Genomic DNA, 25,826 nt, shown 5'->3' with positions numbered 1-25,826 from the left:
TCGAATCCCTTACTCTCCGTATATTGACTGGTCCGTTGGTCAAGTGGTTAAGACACCGCCCTTTCACGGCGGTAACACGGGTTCGAATCCCGTACGGATCATTAAAATTTAATTTGGGGGTTTAGCTCAGCTGGGAGAGCATCTGCCTTACAAGCAGAGGGTCAGCGGTTCGAACCCGTTAACCCCCATATAGTGTGGTCCCGTAGTGTAGTGGTTATCACGCCTGCCTGTCACGCAGGAGATCGCGGGTTCGAGTCCCGTCGGGACCGCCATTATAAATTTTAAATTGGCTCGGTAGCTCAGTTGGTAGAGCAATGGATTGAAGCTCCATGTGTCGGCAGTTCGATTCTGTCCCGCGCCACCACGGAGGAGTAGCGAAGTGGCTAAACGCGACGGACTGTAAATCCGTTCCTTAGGGTTCAGTGGTTCGAATCCACTCTCCTCCATTTTTATTAGGGGCATAGTTTAAAGGTAGAACAGCGGTCTCCAAAACCGTTAGTGTGGGTTCAATTCCTGCTGCCCCTGCCATTAATTTAATACGGCGATCGTGGCGAAGTGGTTAACGCACCGGATTGTGGCTCCGGCACTCGTGGGTTCGATTCCCATCGTTCGCCCTTTTCATTGGGGTATAGCCAAGCGGTAAGGCAAGGGACTTTGACTCCCTCATGCGTTGGTTCGAATCCAGCTACCCCAGTTGGTTTCACTTGAAATCATATTTGTTATAATAGTATAATGGCGCTATAGCCAAGTGGTAAGGCAGAGGTCTGCAAAACCTTCATCACCGGTTCAAATCCGGTTAGCGCCTTAGACTACTATTAATAAAGACATGCCGGCGTGGCGGAATTGGCAGACGCGCTGGACTCAAAATCCAGTGCCCTCACGGGCGTGCCGGTTCGACCCCGGCCGCCGGTATAAAGAGCTAAGATGTTATTTCATCTTAGTTTTTTATTTGAAATTAAATAGGGTAATGGCGATCGTGGCGAAGTGGTTAACGCACCGGATTGTGGCTCCGGCATTCGTGGGTTCGATTCCCACCGTTCGCCCTAAGTAAAGAGACTAGACATCTGTTTAGTCTCTTTTTTTTATTATTCAATCTGGTAGATTGAATAATACCGGGAAGAACAAACTAATAAAGAGAAAGAAAAGAAGGTAAGATAATGAGTGACATGCAAGAAACCATGAAAAAAATTAATAAATTTCGTGATGAAAGAAATTGGCGTCCTTTTCATAATGAAAAAGACTTGGCTCTATCTATTTCGCTAGAGGCAAGTGAGCTGTTGGAAATATATCAATTGAAGACCTCGCAACAAGGAAATCTTGAACGAGAACATCTCAAAGAAGAAATAGCAGATGTACTCATTTATAGCTATATGTTAGCAGACAATTTAGGCTTTGATATTAATGAAATTATTGCTGAAAAACTAAAGAAAAATGCGATTAAATATCCTAAGCCGATTGTAGATTAACCATTAAAAAAGTCTATTATTTCTTATAAATAAATTCTGGAATGGATTCAAGCTAGTAACCCGCTGTAGAAAGTGATATAGTATTTCTGAATATCTTTGAAGGGAGTTATTTGATGAAATATCAAAAACCAAAAGGAACCATGGACATTTTGCCAGGAAATTCAGCTAAATGGCAATATATTGAAGATACTGCTCGCAAAGTCTTTGGCGAATATAATTTTCGTGAATTACGAACACCAATTTTTGAACATTTTGAAGTTGTTGCCAGAAGTGTCGGCGAAACTACAGATATCGTAACAAAAGAAATGTATGATTTCTACGATAAAGGAGAGCGCCACATTACATTGCGACCAGAGGGAACAGCACCATTGGTCCGCAGTTATGTAGAAAATAAATTATTTGGTCCAGAACATGTAAATCCATTTAAGGGCTATTACATGGGGCCAATGTTTCGCTATGAACGACCACAAGCAGGACGTTTACGTCAATTCCATCAAATTGGGGTGGAAGTTATCGGAAGTAAAAATCCAGCTACAGACGTTGAGACAATGGCGATGGCGTTGGATTTTTATCAAAAATTAGGTGTTCGTCATGTGAAACTGGTTATCAATACCTTAGGTAATAGAGAAAGCCGTATGCGTTATCGTGATGCTTTAATTGCTTACTTGGAAACTGTGGAAGAACAACTTAGTGAAGATTCCAAACGTCGACTACACCAAAATCCATTACGAGTTTTGGATAGTAAAGATAAAAAAGATAAAGTAATCGTGGAAAACGCACCTTCGATTTTAGATTATTTAGATGAATATAGTGCGACTTTCTTTAATGAAGTAAAAGGCATGTTAGATGCCTTAAATATTCCCTATGTTGTCGATCACCGAATGGTACGAGGCCTCGATTACTATAATCACACTGTTTTTGAAATCATGAGCGAGGCAAAAGGTTTCGGCGGTGTATTAACGACAATTTGTGCTGGTGGACGTTATGATGGTTTGATTAGTGAGTTTGGCGGACCGGCTGAAAAAGATACAGGCTTTGGCTTTGCATTAGGGATAGAAAGAGCTCTGATCGCAATCGAAGCAGAAGGGGCGGAAATCCCGGTAGATGAAACTATCGACGTTTACGTAGCTTGTATGGATCAATTAGGGAATGTTTTAGCACAAGCTGCTGCTCAAAGTGCACGTCATGCAGGTTTAGTTTGTGAAAGAGATATTGATTTTCGTAAATTAAAAGCACAATTTAGAACCGCGAATCGCTTAGGAGCAAAATTAGTAGTTGTAATTGGTGAGACCGAGGTACAAGAGCAAAAAGTAGTTATTAAAGATATGGAAAAAGGAACAGAAGATAAAATTGCTATTGCTGATTTAGATGATTACTTTAAAAATTATTTGAACTAATTAAAAGAGACCCATGTCATGTATTAATGCGTATGGATGTTCCAAAACTTAGATTTTCGGTCTAAGTTTTGGAAATCATTCCATCATCAGTTTACATGATCTGGGTCTCTTTTTTAGTTGCGGTAAAAGCGGATGTTATCTTCAATTTTTGCAATACTAAATGGTAGTTCATCATTAAAAGTTGTTGTTTTGTTGTAATCAACATATTCATTAAACATTTTTTCATAGGCTGAGATCGTCAGCTTAGTGCGTTGTAATAATAGAGCTTGATGATAATCTTTCAAAAGATGTTTTTCATAACCAGATTGTAATATACCAGTGAAAAACTGTGAAACTGCTCCTGAACCATAACTAAAAAGACCTAACTTGTCACCAGCTTTTAAAGCAGTGCTGTTTTCTAAGAGGGAAATCAAGCCTAAGTATAAGGAACCAGTATACAAGTTACCAACACGTCGACTATAGGTAATACTTTCATCATAGCGCTCCAATAAGCGAGTAGCATCTTGTTCTGATGCTTGTGGTAGAACTGATTGCAATGCCTTTTTACCCATTTTTGTGTAAGGTATATGAAAAGCTAATGCAGCAAAATCGCCAAAACTTTCTTGGTATTCTTTGCTATAACGATTATAAACCTTATTAAAAGAGTTAATATACGTTTCATTGGATAAAGGTCCGTCGACTAATGGATAAGTGTGGCCAGTTGGACGCCAGAAATCGTAGATGTCTTGGGTTAAATTAATCGTATCATCGCTTAGGGCTAGGATTTTCGGTTGGCTACTAATAAGCATTGCTACCGCACCAGCGCCTTGTGTAGGTTCACCGCCGTTATTTAAACCATAACGAGCAATATCTGCAGCGATAACTAACGCTTTACTTTCAGGATGACGAGAAATATGATTTTTTGCAGCTTCTAAACCAGCCGTTGCACCATAACAGGCTTCTTTAATTTCAAAAGAACGGGCAAAATCTTGGATGCCCAACAGGCGATGTAAAATTACAGCACTAGCTTTTGATTCATCAAAGCTAGATTCAGTACCTACAATCACCAAGTCAATTGCCTTTTTATCTTCATCGGTTAAAATTTTGTTTGCCGCATTGGCAGCATAAGTAACGATATCTTGGCTACTTGGCCCAATGGCCATTTCAGATTGTCCAATTCCGATCAAATATTTTCCGGGATCGACATTTCGCATTTGCGCTAATTCGGTCATGTCAATGTAATAAGGTGGTACAAAAAAACTAATTTTATCTATTCCGACGTTCATAAACAAACCCCTATCTTTCTAAATTTCTCTTTGAATTTGTTACTCGTGCAGTCATATTTGCTCTTATAAGGTAGCATAAAAAAAGCTTTTTGACGAAAAAATTATTTTATAATTTAAAGTTTATTTAAACTTTCTTTGCAAATGGTCAGAATTAGTTAAGGTTGTTTTTTTTTTATGAAAGAAATGATATATTTCCTAGTGGAGGTGCTACATTTGAAAAGAGTAGTCATTGTTGCTGCCTTGCGCAGTCCGATTGGAAAATACAAAGGGGCATTGACCCAATATAGTGCTGTTGATTTAGGTACAAAAGTTACACAGTCGTTATTATCACGTTATCCTAAAGTAAAAGATGACATAAAACAAGTGGTATTTGGCAATGTTTTACAAGCAGGAAACGGCCAAAATGTGGCAAGACAAATTAGTATCAATAGTGGTTTATCGTATGAAGTACCAGCAACTACAGTAAATGAAGTGTGTGGCTCTGGGATGAAAGCTGTGATCATGGCGTGGCAAAGCTTACAATTGGGCCAAGGAGAAGTTGCGATTGCTGGTGGTACAGAAAGTATGACCAATGCACCACAATTGCGTCATTTTAATTATGAAACAAATGCCTACGGTGAACCTTTATCGGCGATGATTTTAGACGGTTTAACAGATGCCTTTAGCCAAAAGCATATGGGATTAACTGCTGAAAAAGTAGCAGAAGATTTTCATGTTTCCCGCAGTGAGCAAGATGAATTTGCTGTTAATTCCCAACAAAAGGCAGCAAAAGCACAAGCCAATGGGGCTTTTGCAGCAGAAATTGTTCCGATAAAAACCATTCATGGCCTAATGGAACATGATGAAGGCATTCGTGGAAATAGCTCGGTTGAAAAGCTAAGTCAATTAAGAACTGTTTTTAAAGAAAATGGCACGGTGACAGCTGGTAATGCTTCTACTATTAATGACGGCGCCGCTGTTTTATTATTGGCAACAAAAGAATATGCAGATCTACATGAACTACCTTACTTAACTGAAATCTGTGGATTTAGTGAAGTCGGCATTGATCCGGCTATTATGGGAGTAGCTCCGATTAAGGCTGTGACAGAATTATTAACAGCTCAAGAAAAAACAGTTGCAGATATTGATTTATTTGAGATAAATGAAGCTTTTGCAGCTTCTTCTGTGGCCGTAGAGAAAAAGTTAGGCATAGATAGTAACAAAGTTAATCCTTACGGCGGTGGAATTTCGCTGGGTCACGCAATTGGCGCAACTGGAGCTCGGTTGTTGACCACACTTAGCCATCAGCTACAACAAGAAGATAAAGAATATGGTATCGCTTCTTTATGTATTGGCGGTGGCCTTGGCCTTGCTATGTTATTGAAAAGTCCAAGTAAAGAAAATTCAAAAAAAAAATTTTATCAAATGAGTCAAATTGAACGGCTTGAAAAATTACAAGCAGACAAGAAAATTGATCCTATTCAAGCAGCGGAGCTGTTAAATACTACGCTTGATTCAGATGTGGCCAATCACATGATTGAAAATCAAATCAGTGAAAGTGAAATACCGATGGGGCTTGCTTTAAATTTAGTAGTAAATGATAAAGAATATGCTGTTCCCCTAACGACGGAGGAACCTTCTGTTATCGCTGCTTGTAGCTATGGCGCGAAGATGGCTGAGAAATTTACTGCTGTTATTAAAGAACGTTTGTTACGAGGACAAATCGTGTTTTATGACGTTGCAGATGAAAAAACGTTAATTGAATGGTTGGAAAATAATTACGCAACCTTATTTGAAGTTGCAAATGTAAGCTATCCGTCAATTGTGAAACGTGGTGGCGGCTTGAAAGATGTTAGTTGGCGAAAAATTGAGGGAAATTATTTGTCCTTAGATTTAAAGGTTGATGTAAAAGATGCGATGGGAGCTAACATTGTCAACGGCATACTTGAAGGGGTAGCGGCGAAATTGCGTACCGTTTTTCCAAGTGAAAAAATATTATTTAGTATTTTAAGTAATTTGGCAACTGAGTCGTTAGTTGAAGTACGTTGCCGTGTGCCCATTGCGAATTTAGCTAAGGGTGGTAATGGGCATGTCGTGGCTGAAAAAATCGCCATTGCTGCAGATTATGCAAAAAAAGATCCTTATCGGGCTGCTACGCACAATAAAGGCATTATGAATGGTATTGACGGCGTTATTTTAGCTACAGGTAATGATACGCGAGCTGTTGCAGCAGCGGCTCATGCCTACGCAGTAAAAGACGGACAGTATCAAGGTTTGAGTGATTGGAAAGTCGTTGATGACTATTTAGAAGGACGTCTTGTTTTGCCACTTGCGATTGCAACAGTCGGTGGTGCCACAAGGGTTTTGCCAAAAGCACAAGCTGCACTGAATATTTTAGCCGTAGAAGATGCCAAAGAATTAGCTGCTGTGGTTGCGGCAGTTGGTTTAGCTCAAAACTTAGCTGCTTTGCGGGCGCTTGTTTCAGAAGGTATACAAAAAGGGCATATGGCACTTCAATCTCGTTCTTTAGCAATGACGGTTGGCGCAGTTGGCAGTGAAATTGAAGTGGTCAGTCGAAAATTGCAAAAAGAGACGACTATGAACCAAGCAACAGCAGCTAAAATTTTGGCTACATTGCGAGCAAGTAATTAAAATCTATGCATAAAAAAACAAGTCACTGAGAAAAGTGACTTGCTTTTTTGTCTGTCCATTTGGCTAGGTTATAACGCATTTTTTAGCGATAGAATTTGGTGTAATGCAGTTTTTTACAGGATTAGCGAGCTGAAATTGGTGTTGCAGCAAAAGCTTCAATGACAGGTATCACTTCTGTTTTTAACTTATACTTTCTTTCAAGAGCTTTTTCAACTGTAAATTCGTTACTGTCTTTTGCAACAGTCGCCAATAAACGTTCTTCTTTTGGTGTTTTTTCCACGACTTCATACCCGTCGTCTGTTTGGTTAACCACAAACTTAGGAAAATTTGCAATTGCTTGAGTAAAGTCTGTTACTGTCATTGGCGCGTGAACTTCTTTTTCAGCTTCTTTTTTCACGTCTTTGTCAGTAACAGCTTCTTTTTTCACTTCTTTTGGCTGTGTTTCAATTTCCACGGGCTTTTTAGCAGCAGCTTTGTCTGCTTTATCTTCTTTGGCAGTTGTACTTGATAAGCCTTGTGGCAAGTTAGGTTGTAAGTAAGAGGCAATACTATCAGCTAAGTTTGTACTAAAGCGAGCGAGTAAGCCTTTTTCTTGTTTTTGGATGCGTTTAACCACAGTGTTAAAGTTTTCATCCATCGGTACAGTAAACTGTTGCACTTGAGTGCCATTGTTAAAAGCAACAGTCATATCGTCTTTTTTCTTAGGATCAATAAAAATATCCAATACTAAATTATAATCTTTTTTGGCTTTTGAAACGATTTCGTTAAACAGTTCTAAACGTACTTGTTCGAAGTTAGGTCGAAATTGTTTTAGCAATTTTTGCTTTTGTTTCTTCTTCATAAATATCTCCTTTTCTGAGTTGAGTCCTTTATGATTATAAAAAAAGTTCGGGTAAATGAAAAGCAATATTGTAAAAAAAATGAAAATAAAGGCATCAATTGTCGTTTTCAGCTAAAATACGACAACCAATGCCTCTATTTTATTGCTTCATTCCGGGTAAAATCAAAATCAACTCATTATTTTCTTCATATGCTACTAGATAACCATTAAAAGTTGTGTAAAGAGGAGTTGTAAGGTACTCTGAAATAGTTTTCTGAAACTGGGGTGTTGCCCAATTTCTAGCTGGAAAATGTTGGACCTTATCAGGCCATACTAAGAAAACAAAATCAGAACTAATGGCTGTCGTAATTTCTTTTGGTAAGTTTAGCAGTCGTTTTTGGATTTTTTCTTTTGTCATTTAAAAATTCGCAGTATCTGGATTTTTGGCTTTTCCTACGACACCATCTAGTTTGTTAATTGTTGCCATATCTTCATCTGATAATTCAAAATCAAAAATTTCACTATTTTCTTGAATGCGGTTTTCATGAACAGATTTTGGTAATGGTAAAAAGCCATGTTGTAACGACCAGCGTAAAGCAACTTGGGCAATTGATTTGTTGTGTTTTGCCGCAATTTCTTGCATTTCTGGTACACTAAAGATTTTACCTGTACCAAGTGGGCTATAAGCTTCTAGCAAAATATCATTTGCTTGTGCATATTTCACAACTTCAGGTTGCAATTCACCTGGAGCTAAGAAAACTTGATTGACTTGTGGCATAATTTTAGCTGTTTTCTTTAGTTCATCTAAATGATGTGGCAAAAAGTTGCTGACGCCGATTGCTTTGATTTTACCTGCTTCATATAATTCTTCCATTGCTTTCCAGGTACTGGCGTTGGCTTCTTGCCAGTTATCGCGGAAAGTTACGGGGTTTGGCCAGTGGATTAAGAATAAATCAATGTAATCTGTCTCTAGTTCTTTTAAAGATTGGGCGAAACTTTCCATCACTAAATCATAGCTATGGTTTTCATTCCATAATTTCGTCGTTAGAAAAATTTCAGAGCGAGGAACACCACTTTCTTTAATCGCCTTACCAACACTTTTTTCATTGTGGTAGCCTTGGGCCGTGTCGATATGGCGGTATCCAACTTTTAAAGCGGATTTAACTGATGAAACCGCCACATCGCCATCGGGTGTTTGCCAAGTACCAAAGCCGACTTTAGGAATTTTAACGCCATTTTTTAATGTGTAAGTTGATGTAAGATTTTCCATCTATAATGCCTCCAATTCTTTTTTGCTACTTCTAGTTTAGCGTAATTAGCGATTTTTTTCTTTCATTTTGTTTTAGTAAACAAATTTTAGAGTTTGCAGTATAATCAGCAGCAGGAAAGAGGCATTTAGATGAAAAAAAAATATTGGTTTGTAATTGGCATAATTATAGTATTGTTCATTATTTTTGGTGCTAGTTGGCAAATAGCACACAAGACTACCACAAAAGCCCCGGCAGAAGAAACATCTGTCTCGCGCATTTTAGCCCAGAGTAATCCGCTTTTTAAAGCAGATATCAACCAAATGGTACAAAAAGAACATTTTAAAGGTGTCATACTCGTTGTAAAAAATGGAGAAGTTATTAATCGTAGTGCCTATGGTTATGCTGATTTTGGTCGTTTGAAAAAGAATAATATTCGGCTTTCTTATCCGATTGCGTCTTTACAAAAATTTATGACCGGCAGCCTAATTGCTCAACTAGTAGCTGCAGGAAAGCTTTCCTATGAAAGTAATTTGGCTGCTTTTTATCCTAATCAGCCGGAGTTGGCAAATATCAAGATTCGGCAACTTTTAGATCATACTTCGGGTATTCAAATGGCAGAAAGTAATCCTGGAAAACTTTTGGGTTTAGAAGAAGATCAACTCAACTATGTTTTGTCAGAAATGAACGTTACACAAGATCAAAGCTTTTCCTATACGAATGCCAATTACACCTTGTTATCAGGGGTGATTAGTCAAATTACTGGTGAAAAATATGAGACGGTATTGGAAAATAAAATTATTAAACCTTTGCATTTAAAGCGAACTTTTTCTTGGGAAAAACGGCCGCCTAAGATGACCTTGCCAATTGCGTATCGTTACGAAAATGAAAAAGATTATCAAGATGATGAATTTCACGCGGATAAAGAATTATTTTCAAGTCTGCTGGGGGCCGGCAATTTATTTATGAGTATTGACGACATGTTAAAAGTGCAAAAAGGCTTAACCAATGGGCAAATCCTAACCGCAGCAGAATATAAGGAATTGGCGCAAATTGAAGATGCTGGATATGCTGGGGGCATTTGGCACGATGAAGGGATTAAGAGTATCCACGGCTCTTTAGGCGGCTATGATACTTTTGTTTATGGCGATGAAAGCAATGAAAACCTCGTATTACTCTTTGCCAATCAACCGGCGATTAATGGTGATGATTTATTGGCAACGGATATTTATAATTTTGCGACTTCCTTAGATTAAAATAAAAGCAATGAAAAGACTTGTCTTTTCATTGCTTTTTTCTGTACACTGAATCAGAACTTTAAATTAAGAAAAGAGCGAAATAAAATGGATATTTATTTGAAAAAGGCAATTTTACACATTATTGATCGCCAAAGCGGTGATCCTGTTTATTCACAAATGGAATTGGATTTAACGACGGAGTATATTCGGGATTATTTGACTAAAAAAATTCAAAAATTGGCAAGTGCGCAAACAAAAACTGGTAGTTTAGTTGTTGGTTCTGCTTTTGAAGCATTAGCCAGTCAAGCACAAAATGATTTTGTGCAAGTTTCAGAACAATTGGTTGCCCGTTGGTATGACGTGTATAGTCAAAGTGAAGATGCTCCTAGTGCCGATGTTTTTGTCGTGTTATATGAGTTGGATACAAAAATGCAGCTGGCTTTTTTGAAGGTTAATTACAATGACGGCTTTACGCATTTTGTGGATTCATCAGAAAGTGGGCTAAATAATCAATTAATCATTAATCGGGCAATTTTAGCCGGCAAGTCGCAAAAAGCTGACGAAGGCATCACGCTTGATTTAACCGATATGGTTTATGAATTGATTGAAAAAAAATATACCTTTTCTGGGGAAAAGAACTTCTATTTTTCAACCCGTGTGATTGAAAGCCAGCCTATCCCATCACTAGAAGAAAATGTCAAAGTAATCAAAAAAGTAGCCGAAAAAATCGGTAAGAAATTTGAAGCTGCTAGTCATGATGTGGTAGCTGATGTCAAAGACGCTGTCTATGAAGCAATAGAAGAAAATGGTCAACTTGAAGTAAAAGAAGTTGCCCAAAAAGTTTTTAAAGACAACATTACAGCTCAAATGGCCTTTGAAGAAGAAGTAGTAGAAAAGGGGTTTGTGAACCAAGCCCCATTACTAAGGGAAGTAAAAGAAATTACGGAAAAGAAATACAGTAAGCAAAAATTAAAACTTTCAAACGGGATTGAATTAATAGTTCCGTTAGATGTTTATCGAGATCCCAATTTAATTGAATTCACTAATAATCCAGATGGGACGATTTCGGTGATGATTAAAAATGTGGAAGATGTGATTAATCGGTTGTAGATAGAATTTGTTCCTGTGGTGATAAACGACAGCTCTTTTATTAGGGGCTTTTTACCAGAAAAGATTGCTACATTTTAGAATACGAGACATATTTTTTGACTTTGACTAAAATTGACCTATAATAAGAGTCAGATCGAAACTTATAAAAAGTAAGCAGTTTACAAGCGTAAATTTTTTACAATTGTAAGGAAAAGTCTATAATAGGTATCAGAGAGTCAGCAATGTATGACCCGCTGATAATAATTATTGGAGGTTTTATTAATGGCAAAAGAACATTACGACAGAAGTAAACCACACGTTAATATCGGTACCATCGGACACGTCGACCATGGTAAAACGACATTGACTGCCGCTATCACAACTGTTTTAGGTAAAAAAGGATTAGCAAACCCACAAGATTACGCAAGTATCGACGCAGCACCAGAAGAACGTGAACGTGGTATTACAATTAATACTGCTCACGTGGAATATGAAACTGAAAAACGTCACTATGCCCATATTGATGCGCCAGGACACGCGGACTATGTTAAAAACATGATTACCGGGGCAGCTCAAATGGATGGGGCAATTTTAGTTGTATCTGCAACTGATGGCCCAATGCCTCAAACGCGTGAACATATTTTGTTAGCCCGTCAAGTTGGCGTTAAATATTTGATCGTTTTCTTGAATAAAACAGACCTAGTTGATGATGAAGAATTATTAGAACTAGTTGAAATGGAAGTTCGCGAATTATTAAACGAATATAACTTCCCAGGGGATGATATTCCTGTCATCCGCGGTTCAGCTTTAAAAGCTTTAGAAGGAGATCCAGAACAAGAAGAAGTTATCATGCACTTGATGGATACAGTGGATGAATATATCCCAACACCAGAACGTGACAATGACAAACCATTCTTGTTACCAGTTGAAGATGTCTTCACAATTACTGGTCGTGGTACTGTTGCTTCAGGTCGTATTGATCGTGGTAAAGTCAACGTTGGTGACGAAATCGAAATTATCGGGATTAAACCAGAAACACAAAAAGCTGTTGTAACTGGTTTGGAAATGTTCCGTAAAACTTTGGATTATGGTGAAGCCGGCGATAACGTTGGGGTATTGTTACGTGGGATTACCCGTGACGAAGTTGAACGTGGTCAAGTATTAGCTAAACCAGGTTCAATTACACCACATACAAAATTCAAGGGTGAAGTTTATATCTTAACAAAAGAAGAAGGTGGACGTCATACACCATTCTTTAATAACTACCGTCCACAATTTTACTTCCGTACAACTGACGTAACAGGTAACATTGCGTTGCCAGAAGGTACTGAAATGGTAATGCCTGGTGACAACGTTACAATCGAAGTTGAATTGATTCATCCAATCGCTGTTGAAAAAGGAACTACTTTTTCAATTCGTGAAGGTGGACGTACTGTTGGTTCAGGTATGGTTACTGAAATCGAAAACTAATTTTAGATTTAAAAGACACGTTGCCAATTTTGCAACGTGTCTTTTTTTATTAAGACAATCAACTTTCCAAATTTTTTGCTGAATTTTATTAATCCCGCACTTTAACGGTCACAGTAACAGAATCCCCAATTGTTTTAGCAATTTTTTGCTGAATGTCTTTTTTAACGCCGAGAATATAACAAATATTTCCCGCTGGATCTTTAAGTCCCATGTTTACAATGCTGCCGGCATAAAAGACGCCATCAAAAGTAGCATTAACCTTAAGGCGTCCTACACCAAATTCTTTTTTCAAATCATAGGGGAAAACGACATATGCGCCACCCTTGCCAATTTTTGAGGGCATTATTTCTGCAACAAAAGTATATTTTAGCTTCATTTTTTCACCTGCTTTGGTTTGTTATCTTTAGTATAGTCTGTAATAAATATATTACAGATAGTTAAAAATGAAAAAGAACACGTTTTAAATTGCCATTATTCATGTTAAAATGCGAAGATGTAGTTTAAATGAGAGGAGTTGTCTAAAGATGACAATTCAATGGTTCCCAGGACATATGGCAAAAGCCAAACGGGAAGTTAGTGAAAAGCTAAAGTTTGTTGACATCGTTTTTGAATTAGTGGATGCCAGACTGCCGCTTTCTTCGCGTAATCCATTATTAGATCAAATTTTACAACAAAAACCACGCTTAGTGATATTAAATAAGGCTGACTTGGCTGACCCTGAACAAACACAAAAATGGCAGAGCTATTTTGAAGCAAAAGGCTTTGCAGCTTTGGCAATGAATGCCTTGGAAAATCAAGGAACTAAAAAAATTGTGACGAAGGCCAAAACTGTTTTGGCTGATAAATTTGCCAGAGATAAAGCCCGAGGCATTAAACCACGGGCAATTCGCGCGATGGTGATTGGCATACCAAATGTCGGCAAATCAACTTTAATGAATCGTTTAGTTGGTAAAAAAATCGCGCAAACAGGAAATAAACCAGGGGTAACAAAAGGGCAACAGTGGCTGCGTTCTGGTAGTGAATTAGAGCTTTTAGACACGCCAGGGATTTTATGGCCCAAATTTGAAGATCCTGAAATTGGTAAGAAATTGGCCTTAACTGGCGCAATTAAAGACCAACTGTTACATTTGGATGATATTGCACTATTTGGTTTGGATTTTTTCACGCGGTATTACCCCGGGCGCGTAGCCAAGCGCTATCATTTGGAGTTAGTCGACGAGCAATTACCTTTACCAGACTTATTGATGTTGATTACAGAAAAAAGAGGATTTCGTGATGACTATGATCGTGGTAGCGAGTTGGTTGTCGTTGAGATTCGGCAAAGTAAATTAGGCCCTTTTACCTTAGATCGTTACGAAGAAGCAGGAGTTTTCAATGAAAGCACAAGCAATTAAAGATATCAAAATAAAACTAGCGACACTAACCGATGCTAAGGATCCTTATCTAATGGCTTTAGCTCAAGATGAAAGAGCTGGTGTTCAAAAATTACTGCAACAATTTTATCGGCGTTTAGATAAAGAGCAAGCGTTAAAAGATAAATATGTTGAAATGACTAGTTTTGAGCGAACATTACACCAAGAAGGTCATCGTTTTATCGCAGGGATTGACGAAGTAGGCCGGGGTCCTCTAGCAGGTCCGGTTGTGGCTGCGGCGGTTATTTTACCTGCAGATGTTGTGCTTTTAGGTTTAAATGATTCTAAACAATTATCGGCTAAAAAAAGAGGGCAGCTATATTGTGAGATTCAAGAAAAAGCGATAGCTGTCGGAATTGGCGTCGTGGATCACGAAGAAATCGATCGTATTAATATTTTGCAAGCAAGTAAAAAGGCGATGCTGTTAGCTATAGATGACTTAGCCGTAGAACCAACACATCTATTAGTAGATGCAGTAAAACTAGACTGTGATATTTCCCAAGACAATCTGATCAAAGGGGATGCGCGATCGGTTTCAATAGCAGCAGCAAGCATTATAGCCAAAGAAATGCGGGATAATTTGATGAAAGAATACCATCAAATCTTTCCTTTTTATGCTTTTGATAAAAATGCTGGTTATGGAACGAAAGATCATCTGAATGGTTTAAAAAATCACGGCATTTGTGCGATTCACCGGAAAACTTTTGCACCAGTTAAAAATTATTTATAAATATTTTTCCTTCTTTTTTGCGTATCTTTATTTGAAGATAACTAGAAAGAAGGTTTTTTAATGGAAAGAGAATGGTTCTTATTAAAATTAGCTTTATTGCAAGGTGCAGGTATTATTACCAAGTGGCGTATTTTGGAATATGCGCAAAAACACCAGTATTTTAATTTTACCGCTAAAGAAGTGCAGCCGTTATTATCAAGAAAATGTGACAGCTTTGTTTTTTACAATGATTGGAACTTTTTGACGCAAGAGGTGCTGCAGCAAAAATTAAACGGTCAAAAATATGTCACGTTAGACTCTCCTTTGTATCCAAAGCGACTAAAGGTAATTTACCAACCACCTTTTGCTTTATTTTACGAAGGAAATATTTTACTGTTGCAACAAGAGAAAATTATTGGTTTTGTCGGTTCTCGAAATGTTTCACCTTATGGTAAGGAGATCGTGAAAAAGTTTGTTCCACCCTTAACAAACCGAGGCTACACGATTGCAAGTGGCTTAGCAAAAGGGGTGGATAGTTGCAGTCATTTAACTGCGATGCAGTCTTTTGGTCAGACGATTGGTGTTGTGGGGTGTGGTTTGGACATCTGCTATCCAAAAGAAGTTTTTACCATTTATTGGGAAATGTTAAAAAATCAGTTGGTCATCAGTGAATATCCCTATGGTACACCCGTAAGAAAATATCACTTCCCGATGCGCAATCGGATTATTGCCGGTATATCACAGGCGGTATGCGTAGTAGAAGCCAAAGCAAAGAGCGGTTCACTTACTACGGCACAATTGGCATTAGACACAGGTAAAGAGGTCTTTGCCTTTCCTGGCGATATTTTAAACGGCCGTTCAACCGGTTGTTTGCAGCTGATTCAAGATGGTGCAAAATGTGTAATTTCTTTAAAAGATATTTTAGAAGAGTTGCCAAATTTTGAGTAAGATTAATTGCCTTCCTTGACAAACATTTTTTTAATGGATATGATTACCTACGATTTAGTTACCAAAATTCAGGTATAATATAGTAGTAAATTGTTAGGAAGGAGCCATCAATTATATATGGCATATAAATATTTAGTAATTGTTGAGTCACCGGCAAAAGCCAAGACAATCGAGAAGTACTTAGGTCGCAACTATAAAGTTGTTGCCAGCGTCGGCCATATTCGCGATTTACCAAAAAGTAAAATGGGAATTGACGTTGAAAATAATTACGAGCCCCATTATATTTCTATTCGCGGAAAAGGCGATGTAATCAAAAGTTTAAGAAGTGCCGCCAAAAAAGCACAAAAAGTTTATCTCGCAAGTGACCCGGACCGTGAAGGGGAGGCTATTGCATGGCATTTGGCACATTTATTAAATCTTGATTTAGAAGACAAAAATCGCGTAGTCTTTAACGAAATCACCAAAGATGCCGTTAAAGCTGCTTTTAAAGAACCACGAACTATTGATTTGGATCTAGTCGATGCTCAACAAGCACGGCGCGTTTTAGACCGTTTAGTGGGTTACTCTATTAGTCCAATTTTATGGCGTAAAGTCAAAAAAGGCTTGAGTGCTGGTCGCGTACAATCCATTGCGCTAAAGATGATTATCGATCGGGAAAAAGAGATTCGTCAATTTATTCCGGAAGAATATTGGTCGATTGATGGCAATTTCCAAAAAGAACGAAAAAAATTCAAAGCTAATTTTTGGGGCGTCGATGGCAAAAAGAAAAAATTACCTAACGCTGAAAGTATTAAAGAAGTTACAAGTCGTTTAGATGGTAAAGATTACGATGTCGTGAAAGTCGAGAAAAAAGAACGTAAACGCAATCCAGCTGCGCCTTTTACAACCAGCAGTATGCAACAAGAAGCAGCCCGCAAATTAAACTTTAGAACACGTAAAACCATGATGGTCGCCCAACAACTTTATGAAGGAATTGCGCTAGGTAAACAAGGTACCGTCGGTTTAATTACCTATATGCGAACCGATTCAAAACGGATTGCAGACTCTGCTAAAGCAGAAGCAGCAGAATTCATTGAAACAACTTATGGTAAAGAATATTCTTCTCATAGTCACAAAAAAGTAAAAAACGCGCAAGGCGCGCAAGATGCCCACGAGGCAGTTCGTCCAACCAGCGTGACACGAACACCAGAGGAAATGAAGCAATATTTAGATAAAGATCAATTAAAACTTTATACGTTGATTTGGTCTCGTTTTGTTGCAAGTCAAATGACACCAGCTGTTTTAGATACAATGAAAGTCACTTTAGAGCAAAATGGTGTGATCTTCATTGCCAACGGTTCTAAGATTAAGTTTAAAGGTTTTATGCAAGTTTATGTCGAAGGTACCGATGATGGTAAAGAAGAAAAAGAAAACATCTTGCCAGAATTAGTTGTAGGTGATGTTGTAAAAGCAATTGATATTGAACCAAAACAACATTTTACGCAGCCACCAGCACGCTTTAGTGAAGCTACTTTAATTCGTACGTTGGAAGAAAAAGGCGTAGGACGTCCTTCAACATACGCCCCAACAATTGAGACGATTCAACGTCGTTACTATGTAAAATTACAGCAAAAACGCTTTGAACCAACGGAATTAGGCGAAATTGTCAACTCCTTAATTGAAGATTTCTTCCCACAAATCGTGGATGTTAACTTTACGGCTGAAATGGAAACAGACTTGGATAAAGTAGAAGATGGCAAAGAAAACTGGGTTAAGGTCGTGGATCGTTTTTATAAGCCATTTGAAACTGAGTTGACAAATGCAGAAGAAAAAATTGAAAAAATTCAAATCAAAGATGAACCCGCTGGCTTTGACTGTGACGTTTGTGGGCATCCAATGGTGATTAAACTGGGGCGTTATGGTAAGTTTTATGCGTGTAGCAATTTCCCTGATTGCCGCAACACCAAACCGATTGTAAAAGAAATCGGCGTTATTTGTCCGGTTTGTCACAAAGGACAAGTTATCGAAAGAAAGTCTAAGAAAAATCGCTTATTCTATGGCTGCTCTCGTTATCCAGATTGTGACTTTACTTCTTGGGATAAACCAGTTGGGCGCGATTGTCCAAAATGTGGTCAATATTTAGTTGAGAAAAAAGTTAAAGGTGGCAAACAAGTCGTTTGTATTAATGGCGACTATGAAGAAAACGTCCAAAAATAAGTAATACAAAAATAAGTGGCGCACTTTTTTACCCGTATCCAATCACTGCTAAAAATTCGCTTAGTGTGGCACTTTTTTTGTTAAAAATATAAGAACGGAAGAATAAAATGACTGAATTTGTAAATGTAATTGGTGCCGGCCTAGCCGGTAGTGAAGCAGCTTGGCAAATTGCTGAAGCAGGGGTTTTAGTACGTCTATATGAAATGCGTCCAGAAAAATCAACAGAAGCCCATCGTACTTCAGATTTTGCAGAATTGGTATGTTCTAATTCCTTAAGAGGAAATAGTTTGGCCAATGCAGTTGGCGTTTTAAAAGAAGAAATGCGGCGGTTAAACTCAGTAATTATTCAATCGGCTGACGAAACGGCAGTTCCAGCCGGGGGTGCTTTGGCAGTGGATCGTGATTCTTTTTCCGCTACTGTCACAAAAAAAGTGAAAAACCATCCAAATGTGACCGTTATTTCAGAAGAAATCACGGAAATTCCAAGCGGAGTTACCGTGATTGCGACCGGTCCTTTGACTTCTTCTAAATTAGCAGAAGCCATTAAAGCATTTAATGGCTCTGACGGTTTTTATTTTTACGATGCTGCAGCACCAATTATTGATAAAAGTACCATCGATATGGATAAAGTGTATCTGAAATCTCGTTATGATAAAGGAGAAGCGGCTTATCTCAATTGTCCAATGAACAAAGAAGAATTTGACGCTTTTCGCGAAGCCTTGATTACAGCTGAAGTTGCGCCGTTAAAAACTTTTGAAAAAGAGAAATACTTCGAAGGTTGTATGCCAATTGAAGTTATGGCTGCTCGTGGTGAAAAAACGATGCTTTTTGGTCCGATGAAACCAGTGGGACTAGAGGATCCTAAAACCGGCAAACGTCCCTATGCCGTGATTCAATTACGACAAGATAATGCTGCGGCATCGTTGTATAATATCGTTGGTTTTCAAACTCATTTAAAATGGGGCGAGCAAAAGCGAGTTTTCCAAATGATTCCAGGTTTAGAAAATGCTGAATTTGTTCGCTATGGTGTCATGCACCGCAATAGTTTTATGAATTCACCAGAATTATTACGGCCAACTTATCAGTCAGTTAAACGGGATGATTTATTTTTTGCTGGTCAAATGACCGGCGTAGAAGGGTATGTAGAAAGTGCGGCTAGCGGTTTGTTAGCTGGGCGTAACGCTGCGTTATTAGCGTTGGGACAAGCAGTACAAACCATGCCAAAAGAAACAGTTATGGGTTCGATGGCTTACTACATTACCCATGCAGAAGGCAAACACTTCCAGCCGATGAATGCTAATTTTGGATTATTGCCAGAATTGCCAGAGCGTATTCGCGATAAAAAATTACGCTATCAAACATTGGCAACGAGAGCCCTAAGTCACTTGAATACTCCAGCAAAAGTAGTTTCAGAATAATTTAGTCTAAAACTACACTAGGCCGTCAACATTTGTTGGCGGTTTTTTACTGCTTATTTTCTTTTGTTAAGTTAGAAGATGGCTTAATAAATTTCTGAGTGTCTTTAGTCAATAGAGCGAAAGTCTAATAGAAATAAAAATAAGATTGAAAAAATATGAAAGTTTTGTTAATTTGTAAGATGCTGATCTGACATCTAAATGTTAGGCTAGCAAATTTTGATTCGGTGAAATTCTTGCCGTGTTAAGCTTATTAAGCTTTATTTTGTCGTGAAAAAAGTATGACAATATTGTGTAAATTGTGACGAAAGAAGGAAATATTGTTTAAATTCTGACAATTTGTTTGTTTTTTAATTCGTTGTATGCTACATTAATTGCGGACAGAAGTGAGGTGTAAAATGACAGCTTTTGACTGGCCACAAGAATTTTTACGCTACTTGCAATTTGAACGGGGGTATTCGCAATTAACGACAGCGGCCTACCAAGAAGACTTGCAAGATTTTCGTGAGTTTTTAAAAGAAAGTGGCGATAGTGATTTTTTGAAGATTGATCATCGGGATGTGCGGGTTTACCTTAGTTTTTTAAATGAAAAAACGTACAGTCGAAATTCGATTAGTCGTAAAATTGCCAGTCTGCGTTCTTTTTATCAATATCTGCTAAAACAAGAAGTTATTGAAGAAAATCCCTTTGCCTATATTCATTTGAAGAAACAAAATAGTAAGTTACCACGGTTTTTTTATGAAAATGAAATGGCAGCGCTCTTTCAAGCCGCACAAGGGGATAAACCTTTAGAAATTCGCAACCGTGCCTTATTAGAAATTATGTATGGCGCAGGCTTACGGGTTAGTGAGTGTGCTAATTTAACCTTGGCTGCCGTTGATTGGCAAGGAGAGGTTTTATTAATTCATGGTAAGGGCAATAAAGATCGTTATGTTCCTTTTGGCACTTATGCCCAAGTAGCATTGCGAGAATATTTAACCCTAGCCAGACCGCGTCTAATGGAAAAAGTGGCGGATCATGCTTTTATTTTTGTAAATCAAAGAGGAACTCCGATTACAAGTCGCGGCATTGAATACGTTTTTAGTCAACTGATCAAAAAAAGCAGTTTAGATAGTAAAATTCATCCCCACATGTTACGCCACACATTTGCTACCCATCTATTAAATAATGGTGCGGATATGCGAACGGTTCAAGAATTACTCGGACACGCTAATTTATCGTCAACCCAAATATATGCCCACGTCACAAAGGAGAGTTTACAAAATAATTATCGTAAATTTCATCCGCGGGCGCATGAATAAGCTATTTCACAATTTAGGAGGAACAAGATGGAATCACAATTTCATTCCACCACAATTTGTGCAGTGGAAAAAGATGGCCAATTTGCTATGGCCGGTGACGGTCAAGTCACAATGGGAGAACAAGTAGTTATGAAGGGCACAGCCCGTAAGGTTCGCCGTATATATAACGGTGAAGTTGTTGTTGGCTTTGCCGGCAGCGTAGCTGATGCGTTTACTTTGGAAGAAAAATTTGAAGCAAAATTAAATGAATATAATGGCAACTTACAACGTGCTGCTGTTGAATTAGCCCAAGAGTGGCGGACACAACAAGCCATGCAAAAATTAGAAGCGATGTTAATTGTAATGAATAAAGAAGAAATGTTGTTAGTTTCTGGGACAGGGGAAGTTATTACACCTGATGATGGTATTTTGGCAATCGGCTCTGGTGGTAATTATGCACTAGCTGCGGCAAGAGCGATGAAAAAATACAATACCGATGAAATGACAGCAAAAGAAATCGCAGAAAACGCACTAAATATCGCCGCAGATATTTGTATTTTTACCAACCACAATATTATTGTGGAAGAAATGTAGTGAGGGATTTTTTATGAATGAAATGACAAAATCACCCCGCCAAATCGTGGCGGAATTAGATCAATATATCGTAGGACAACAAGATGCAAAAAAAGCAGTTGCTGTGGCTTTACGCAATCGTTATCGTCGCTTGCAATTAGACGAAGAAATGCAACAAGATGTGACACCCAAAAACATTTTGCTAATTGGTCCAACAGGTGTCGGTAAAACTGAGATTGCACGTCGGTTGGCAAAAATTGTTCAAGCTCCTTTTATTAAGGTGGAAGCTACTAAATTCACGGAAGTCGGCTATGTTGGCCGCGATGTTGAATCAATGGTGCGCGATTTAGTCGAAAGTGCCATTCAAATTGTTAAAAAAGAACAATACAGCCGTGTTTATACTCGTGCCGTGAAAAAAGCCAATCGTCGGTTGGTCAAAGTTTTGGTTCCTGGTATTAAAAAAGAACAGAAAAAATCGAGCAATCCTTATGAGCAGATGATGAACATTTTTAATACGCAACAAGAAGAACCAAAAGAAGAGTTGACTGAGGAAATCAAAACCAATCGACAAGCAATCTTTGAGCAATTAGAGCGCGGTGTTTTAGATGATCGTGAAGTTACAATTGAAATTGACGAGCCAAAGACCAAAGGCCCAATGATGAATAACGGTTTAGAACAAATGGGAATTGATTTAAACGAAACACTTGATGCTTTAAAACCGCAAAAGAAAGTTGAACGAACGGTAACTGTTAAAGAAGCACGGGAGCTTTTAGTTCAAGAAGAATCTGCTAAACTAGTCAATGACGCAGACATTCACAGTGAAGCCATTAGACTTGCCCAAGCAAATGGGATCATCTTTATTGATGAATTTGATAAAATCACCTCACGTTCCCAACAGTCCGGCGAAGTTTCAAGAGAAGGCGTCCAACGAGATATTTTACCAATCGTAGAAGGGTCACAAGTGAATACTAAGTATGGAACTATTCAGACCGATCATATTTTATTTATTGCCTCTGGTGCCTTCCATGTGGCAAAACCTAGTGATTTGATACCAGAATTGCAAGGGCGTTTCCCAATTCGAGTTGAATTGGATGACTTGACTGCTGCTGATTTTGTTAAGATTTTAACTGAACCGAATAATTCTTTGGTTAAGCAATATATCGCATTACTTAAAACCGAGAATATTAAAGTGATCTTTACTAAAGAAGCCATTGAAAAAATTGCAACAATTGCTTTTGATGTCAACCGAGATACCGATAATATCGGGGCTAGACGTCTGCATACGATTTTGGAAAAATTGTTGGAAGATCTATTATTTGAAGCACCAGATATGCAAATGGGTGAGATCACCATTACTGCAGCTTATGTAGAAGAAAAACTCGACGCTATTGTTGAAAATCAAGATTTAAGCCGTTACATTTTGTAATTACAGGAAGGAAAATGAAAAAGATGACAACTTTATTAGATAAAACTCGCCGTATCAACCAATTATTACAACAAAAAAATACGTTTGATATGACTTTGGATCTACCTTATAACAATATGGCGCTAATTTTAGGGGATATTTTAGATAGCAACGCCTATATTATCAGTAGTGAGGGTGTCTTGTTGGGCTTTAATGAAAAACACGATGTCAACAATGACCGCGTCAAAAATATGTTTGAAGAAAAACAATTTCCACAAATCTATACCGATATGGTAGATCATTTAACGAAAACCGAAGCAAATATTCCAATCTCTTCTGATATGACGGCATTTCCTGTTGAACAACGGGAAAAATATCCCAATGGCTTAACTACCGTTGTCCCAATTTTTGGTGCGGGAGAACGTTTGGGAACTATTATTTTAGCCCGGATGGATGCAGCTTTTAACGAAGATGACTTGGTTTTAGCTGAATATGGCGCTACCGTAGTCGGAATGCAATTCTTATATCAAAAATCTCGTGATATTGAAGCAGACGTCAGAAGTGCAACGGCTGTTCAAATGGCGATTAGTACACTTTCTTATAGTGAATTGAAAGCGGTCCAAGCGATTTTTGCCGCTTTGCAAGGGGATGAAGGACGCTTAACTGCTTCTAGTATTGCCGATGAAATTGGCATTACCCGTTCGGTGATTGTCAATGCCCTACGAAAACTAGAATCTGCTGGGATTATTGAGTCACGTTCTTTAGGTATGAAGGGAACGTATTTGCGCGTTTTAAATAAACGCTTCAAAGAAGAATTGGATAAACACAGTCACTAGGATTATAATGAAGTGTCTGGTAGCAAAAAGGAAATGTTAAATTAGGAGGTGCCGTAAATGACGGTCACAATTGAAAATGATCAACTAAAAGCCCAAATTGCCTTACACGGGGCAGAATTACAAAGTTTAGTTAGCAAAACAAACGGATTGGAATATATTTGGCAAGCAGATCCGAAATATTGGGGAAAACATGCGCCGGTTTTATTTCCAATTGTAGGTGCTTTAAAAGAAGATAGCTATCGTTATAAAGATAAAACATATCAGCTGCCAAAGCATGGTTTTGCGCGCAATATGGACTTTGAACTTTTAGAAGAGACCGGGGATGCCGCTAGCTTTGTTTTAACTGCTACGGCTGAAACTAAGGCAGTTTTTCCTTTTGATTTTGAACTGATTATTCGCTATGAACTAGGTGGCGATGGTCTAACAGTAAAATATGAAGTGGAAAACTTGGACGAAGAAGAAATGTTCTTTTCAATTGGGGGGCATCCGGCCTTTAATGTTCCCTTAGAAGAAGGATTAAGTTTTGAGGATTATTATTTAGCCTTTTCACCTCGTAAATCGCGGTTAAGCTTGCCTCTTGACGGCAATTATATCAATTTGGAACAACGGACTTTGGGACAAACCAATACGAATTTAGCCTTAACCCATGATATGTTCAAAAATGATGCAGTTATTTTTGAGACAAAAGGATTAAATGCGATTTCTATTTGTAGTGAAAAATCACCCCATAGTGTTACTTTAAGTTATAAAGATATGCCCTATGTGGGTGTTTGGTCACCTTATCCAACTGAGTCACCTTTTGTATGTATTGAACCGTGGTGTGGGATTGCTGATACGACAGACGCAACTGGCGAACTAGTTGAAAAACTAGGCATTCAACAATTAGCTGGTCGCGAAAAATTTGCTACAAAATATGCAATTACCGTTAAATAGCTAATAAAAGACCTCTAAAAGTCTTAAGACTTTTAGAGGTCTTTTTAAACTGTGAAGAGAGTACGAATTTTTTAAAGAAAAAAATTGATTTGACTCCTTTGTGCTGTCTGGCTTCATCCACTAGCTCTTGGCGGCAATAAGTCAAAATATCGAAAAATTTGAAAAACGATTTAGGAAAATTTCGCCTTATTGCTGACAGAAAAAACGAGTTAAAAAAAACTTCTCTTATTCGAGGTAAAAAGGGGTGAGTTTACACTATCTATTTTTTTTACTGTTTAAACCAAAAGGAATCCGACTTTCACTGCCATCTTTAATCCGTTTGATGTTGTCGCGGTGTCGATAAAAAATGAAAAGTGTCAGACCAGTTGCAATAATTGTTAACAGCCAGTTGTGTTGTGGTAAAATTTGTGGCCAGACTAGCGGCAAAATAACAGTTGATAGGGTAATTAGAACGGCTGCAATCATACTTGTTAAGCTCACCATACTTGTGATAAAGAGGCAAACAACAAAAATTGTCGCGGAGTAGATAAAAAAGATAGGGCTATAGCCTAATAACATCCCAGCACTGGTCGCGACCGCCTTGCCACCTTTAAAGCCGGCAAAAATCGGGAAGGTATGCCCTAAAATTGCGCAAACGCCAAACCATAACGGGTTAATATTTGTTACATGAAATAAGCTTGGCAATAGTGTGGCTAAAGTTCCCTTCAAAATATCCATCAGTAAAACGACAGTTCCAGCTGGCTTTCCTAAAACACGAAATGTATTAGTAGTACCAGTATTACCGCTGCCGAACTGGCGAATATCTTTTTTGTAAAATAGTTTCCCAATCCAAACACCAGAAGGAATAGATCCTAATAAATAGGCGATTATCATTAAAATAATTACTTTCATAAATAACCTCAATTCTTCAAACTAGCGTAATTTTAGCATGAAAGAAATGCAGGAACAACTCTTTGCCAATATTTCTTCAATAGGATATAGTCTAGGTGGTTGATAATTAAACTTCTAAAGGAGTGGTAGTATGTTTCAAAATCCTAGTCAAGAAAAAATTTTTCAAATTTTAAAAGAAGCAAAAACGATTGCGGTAGTTGGCTTGAGTCCAAAGGAAGATCGTACCAGTTTTCAAATCGCACGGCTACTACAAAACTACGGTTATCGAATTATTCCGGTGAATCCACAACATGCTGGTAGTGAAATTTTAGGTGAAAAAGTTTATTCTGATTTAGCCAGTGTTCCTGAAAAAATTGACATTGTGGATATCTTCCGTCGCAGCGAGTTTTTGCCAGACGTAGCTGCAGACTTTTTAAAGACAGATGCCAAGGTTTACTGGGCGCAACTTGGTTTAGAAAATGAGCAAGCTTGGGAAATGCTGCATGAAGCAAAACGAGATGATGTAATTATGAATCGTTGTATCAAAATTGAGTTAAACAAAATGGGCGCATAATATTTTTAATAAAAAAATCACTAAGCAAACTTGAGGCTAAAAGAGCAGTTAC

At 38.1% G+C, this 25,826-nt stretch carries 23 protein-coding genes and 12 tRNA genes (1 of these 35 cut by a window edge); 29 read left to right on the top strand and 6 right to left on the bottom strand.

Translation table 11 applies throughout. From position 1 onward, the window contains the following. From AC6R0T_RS08300 to hisS, 14 genes are all read left to right on the top strand, one after another. A tRNA-Ser gene (locus AC6R0T_RS08300) sits at positions 1-19 on the top strand (it extends 70 nt beyond the left edge of the window). Between the two features lie 10 nt (positions 20-29). Continuing rightward, positions 30-101, top strand: a tRNA-Glu gene (locus tag AC6R0T_RS08295). A gap of 14 nt (positions 102-115) precedes the next feature. Beyond that, positions 116-188: transfer RNA gene (locus AC6R0T_RS08290), tRNA-Val, on the top strand. 8 nt (positions 189-196) lie between these two features. After that, positions 197-272 (top strand) — tRNA-Asp (locus AC6R0T_RS08285). 16 nt (positions 273-288) lie between these two features. Continuing rightward, positions 289-364: transfer RNA gene (locus AC6R0T_RS08280), tRNA-Phe, on the top strand. Between the two features lies 1 nt (position 365). After that, positions 366-446 (top strand) — tRNA-Tyr (locus AC6R0T_RS08275). Between the two features lie 8 nt (positions 447-454). Continuing rightward, positions 455-528 (top strand) — tRNA-Trp (locus AC6R0T_RS08270). Positions 529-541: 13 nt separating this feature from the next. Next, positions 542-614: transfer RNA gene (locus AC6R0T_RS08265), tRNA-His, on the top strand. Between the two features lie 8 nt (positions 615-622). Then, positions 623-694: transfer RNA gene (locus AC6R0T_RS08260), tRNA-Gln, on the top strand. Positions 695-734: 40 nt separating this feature from the next. Continuing rightward, positions 735-805: transfer RNA gene (locus AC6R0T_RS08255), tRNA-Cys, on the top strand. 23 nt (positions 806-828) lie between these two features. Then, a tRNA-Leu gene (locus AC6R0T_RS08250) sits at positions 829-912 on the top strand. Between the two features lie 58 nt (positions 913-970). Then, positions 971-1,043: transfer RNA gene (locus AC6R0T_RS08245), tRNA-His, on the top strand. 114 nt (positions 1,044-1,157) lie between these two features. Continuing rightward, a complete protein-coding gene (locus AC6R0T_RS08240; protein ID WP_303753542.1) occupies positions 1,158-1,466 on the top strand; it encodes a nucleotide pyrophosphohydrolase in 309 nt (102 codons plus the stop codon). A 113-nt stretch (positions 1,467-1,579) separates the two neighbouring features. Beyond that, positions 1,580-2,863 carry a histidine--tRNA ligase gene (gene hisS / locus AC6R0T_RS08235; protein WP_303753541.1) on the top strand — a complete coding sequence of 428 codons (1,284 nt, stop codon included), beginning with the start codon at positions 1,580-1,582 and terminating at the stop codon, positions 2,861-2,863. A gap of 113 nt (positions 2,864-2,976) precedes the next feature. Here the strand turns inward: hisS and AC6R0T_RS08230 are convergent, their stop codons facing one another. Then, positions 2,977-4,128 carry a hydroxymethylglutaryl-CoA synthase gene (locus AC6R0T_RS08230; RefSeq protein ID WP_303753540.1) on the bottom strand — a complete coding sequence of 384 codons (1,152 nt, stop codon included), beginning with the start codon at positions 4,126-4,128 and terminating at the stop codon, positions 2,977-2,979. Between the two features lie 213 nt (positions 4,129-4,341). Between AC6R0T_RS08230 and AC6R0T_RS08225 the strand changes: the two genes are divergently transcribed. Further along, positions 4,342-6,759 carry a hydroxymethylglutaryl-CoA reductase gene (locus AC6R0T_RS08225; RefSeq protein ID WP_303753539.1) on the top strand — a complete coding sequence of 806 codons (2,418 nt, stop codon included), beginning with the start codon at positions 4,342-4,344 and terminating at the stop codon, positions 6,757-6,759. 121 nt (positions 6,760-6,880) lie between these two features. Here AC6R0T_RS08225 and AC6R0T_RS08220 read toward each other — a convergent pair whose 3' ends face one another. From AC6R0T_RS08220 to AC6R0T_RS08210, 3 genes are all read right to left on the bottom strand, one after another. Continuing rightward, a complete protein-coding gene (locus tag AC6R0T_RS08220) occupies positions 6,881-7,600 on the bottom strand; it encodes a hypothetical protein (RefSeq protein ID WP_303753538.1) in 720 nt (239 codons plus the stop codon). A gap of 139 nt (positions 7,601-7,739) precedes the next feature. Next, positions 7,740-7,997 carry a hypothetical protein gene (locus AC6R0T_RS08215; RefSeq protein ID WP_206905433.1) on the bottom strand — a complete coding sequence of 86 codons (258 nt, stop codon included), beginning with the start codon at positions 7,995-7,997 and terminating at the stop codon, positions 7,740-7,742. After that, a complete protein-coding gene (locus AC6R0T_RS08210; RefSeq protein WP_303753537.1) occupies positions 7,998-8,849 on the bottom strand; it encodes an aldo/keto reductase in 852 nt (283 codons plus the stop codon). A gap of 129 nt (positions 8,850-8,978) precedes the next feature. Here AC6R0T_RS08210 and AC6R0T_RS08205 point away from each other — a divergent pair, with 129 nt between their 5' ends. From AC6R0T_RS08205 to tuf, 3 genes are all read left to right on the top strand, one after another. Continuing rightward, complete coding sequence (locus AC6R0T_RS08205) at positions 8,979-10,082, top strand: serine hydrolase domain-containing protein (RefSeq protein WP_303753536.1); 1,104 nt, start codon at positions 8,979-8,981, stop codon at positions 10,080-10,082. 87 nt (positions 10,083-10,169) lie between these two features. After that, positions 10,170-11,174: a nucleoid-associated protein gene (locus tag AC6R0T_RS08200; protein WP_206905427.1), complete on the top strand. Its 1,005-nt coding sequence runs from the start codon at positions 10,170-10,172 to the stop codon at positions 11,172-11,174. 261 nt (positions 11,175-11,435) lie between these two features. Continuing rightward, positions 11,436-12,623: an elongation factor Tu gene (gene tuf / locus AC6R0T_RS08195; protein ID WP_206905417.1), complete on the top strand. Its 1,188-nt coding sequence runs from the start codon at positions 11,436-11,438 to the stop codon at positions 12,621-12,623. 88 nt (positions 12,624-12,711) lie between these two features. Here the strand turns inward: tuf and AC6R0T_RS08190 are convergent, their stop codons facing one another. After that, entirely contained in the window at positions 12,712-12,999 is a 288-nt protein-coding gene (locus AC6R0T_RS08190) for a DUF1905 domain-containing protein (protein WP_303753535.1), read from the bottom strand. Between the two features lie 148 nt (positions 13,000-13,147). On the opposite strand from AC6R0T_RS08190, the gene ylqF reads away from it, so the two are divergent. The 10 genes from ylqF (at position 13,148) to AC6R0T_RS08140 (ending at position 24,330) form a co-directional block, all read left to right on the top strand. Beyond that, complete coding sequence (gene ylqF, locus AC6R0T_RS08185) at positions 13,148-14,017, top strand: ribosome biogenesis GTPase YlqF (RefSeq protein WP_206905411.1); 870 nt, start codon at positions 13,148-13,150, stop codon at positions 14,015-14,017. Beyond that, on the top strand, positions 13,998-14,765 hold the full coding sequence (gene rnhB, locus AC6R0T_RS08180) for a ribonuclease HII (protein WP_230711519.1): 768 nt from the start codon (positions 13,998-14,000) through the stop codon (positions 14,763-14,765). The genes ylqF and rnhB overlap by 20 nt, the downstream gene beginning before the upstream one ends. 60 nt (positions 14,766-14,825) lie before the next feature. Continuing rightward, complete coding sequence (dprA, locus tag AC6R0T_RS08175) at positions 14,826-15,692, top strand: DNA-processing protein DprA (RefSeq protein WP_303753534.1); 867 nt, start codon at positions 14,826-14,828, stop codon at positions 15,690-15,692. A 117-nt stretch (positions 15,693-15,809) separates the two neighbouring features. Beyond that, positions 15,810-17,888, top strand: a complete 2,079-nt coding sequence (gene topA / locus AC6R0T_RS08170; protein WP_206905399.1) for a type I DNA topoisomerase — start codon at positions 15,810-15,812, stop codon at positions 17,886-17,888. Between the two features lie 107 nt (positions 17,889-17,995). Beyond that, the gene (gene trmFO, locus AC6R0T_RS08165) at positions 17,996-19,306 is read left to right on the top strand and encodes a methylenetetrahydrofolate--tRNA-(uracil(54)-C(5))-methyltransferase (FADH(2)-oxidizing) TrmFO (protein WP_303753533.1); all 1,311 of its coding nucleotides are present in this window, start codon (positions 17,996-17,998) and stop codon (positions 19,304-19,306) included. Positions 19,307-19,701: 395 nt separating this feature from the next. Then, on the top strand, positions 19,702-20,604 hold the full coding sequence (xerC, locus tag AC6R0T_RS08160; protein ID WP_303753532.1) for a tyrosine recombinase XerC: 903 nt from the start codon (positions 19,702-19,704) through the stop codon (positions 20,602-20,604). Between the two features lie 27 nt (positions 20,605-20,631). Then, the gene (hslV, locus tag AC6R0T_RS08155; protein ID WP_206905394.1) at positions 20,632-21,177 is read left to right on the top strand and encodes an ATP-dependent protease subunit HslV; all 546 of its coding nucleotides are present in this window, start codon (positions 20,632-20,634) and stop codon (positions 21,175-21,177) included. Positions 21,178-21,190: 13 nt separating this feature from the next. Further along, positions 21,191-22,582 carry an ATP-dependent protease ATPase subunit HslU gene (gene hslU, locus AC6R0T_RS08150; RefSeq protein WP_206905392.1) on the top strand — a complete coding sequence of 464 codons (1,392 nt, stop codon included), beginning with the start codon at positions 21,191-21,193 and terminating at the stop codon, positions 22,580-22,582. Between the two features lie 23 nt (positions 22,583-22,605). Further along, complete coding sequence (gene codY / locus AC6R0T_RS08145) at positions 22,606-23,397, top strand: GTP-sensing pleiotropic transcriptional regulator CodY (RefSeq protein ID WP_206905453.1); 792 nt, start codon at positions 22,606-22,608, stop codon at positions 23,395-23,397. 57 nt (positions 23,398-23,454) lie between these two features. After that, the gene (locus AC6R0T_RS08140) at positions 23,455-24,330 is read left to right on the top strand and encodes an aldose 1-epimerase family protein (RefSeq protein ID WP_230711515.1); all 876 of its coding nucleotides are present in this window, start codon (positions 23,455-23,457) and stop codon (positions 24,328-24,330) included. 255 nt (positions 24,331-24,585) lie between these two features. Here the strand turns inward: AC6R0T_RS08140 and plsY are convergent, their stop codons facing one another. Continuing rightward, a complete protein-coding gene (gene plsY / locus AC6R0T_RS08135; protein WP_206905387.1) occupies positions 24,586-25,221 on the bottom strand; it encodes a glycerol-3-phosphate 1-O-acyltransferase PlsY in 636 nt (211 codons plus the stop codon). A gap of 130 nt (positions 25,222-25,351) precedes the next feature. On the opposite strand from plsY, the gene AC6R0T_RS08130 reads away from it, so the two are divergent. After that, on the top strand, positions 25,352-25,774 hold the full coding sequence (locus tag AC6R0T_RS08130) for a CoA-binding protein (RefSeq protein WP_206905384.1): 423 nt from the start codon (positions 25,352-25,354) through the stop codon (positions 25,772-25,774). The last annotated feature ends 52 nt before the right edge of the window (positions 25,775-25,826 follow it).

Source organism: Enterococcus sp. S86.2, assembly GCF_059834485.2.
Note: the sequence above shows the minus strand (reverse complement) of the source record. Positions and strands in the feature narration are given on the sequence as shown.